This window comes from Actinoplanes rectilineatus, assembly GCF_000962825.1.
Lineage (GTDB): Bacteria > Actinomycetota > Actinomycetes > Mycobacteriales > Micromonosporaceae > Actinoplanes > Actinoplanes rectilineatus.
Genome location: NZ_JZKF01000241.1, coordinates 1 through 433, shown reverse-complemented (window position 1 = coordinate 433; position 433 = coordinate 1). Strand labels below are relative to the sequence as shown.

Here is a 433-nt window from a genome sequence, read left to right as displayed (position 1 = left end):
GTCGCCACCCGGACGGTCGCCACCACTACGGAAGCCACCACGGTCACCACTCGGACGGTCCCCACCACGGAAACCACCGCGATCGCCGCCACCCTGGTAGCCGCCACGGTCACCACTCGGCCGGTCACCACCACGGAACCCACCGCGATCGCCACCACCCTGGTAACCGCCGCTCGGACGGTCACCACCGCGGAACCCTCCACGGTCGCCACCACCCTGGTAACCACCACGGTCACCGCTCGGACGATCGCCACCGCGGTATCCACCCCGGTCGCCACCACCCTGGTAGCCGCCACGGTCACCACTCGGACGATCGCCGCCACGGAAGCCGCCACGGTCGCCACCCGGACGGTCACCGCCACGGAAGCCACCGCGGTCGCCACCCGGACGGTCGCCACCACTACGGAAGCCACCACGGTCACCACTCGGACGG

Annotated in this window: 1 pseudogene; it reads left to right on the top strand. The window is 71.6% G+C overall.

Going from position 1 to position 433, the window contains the following annotated elements:
- A pseudogene (locus tag WH85_RS52070) lies at positions 1-433 on the top strand (hypothetical protein); the annotation flags it as partial.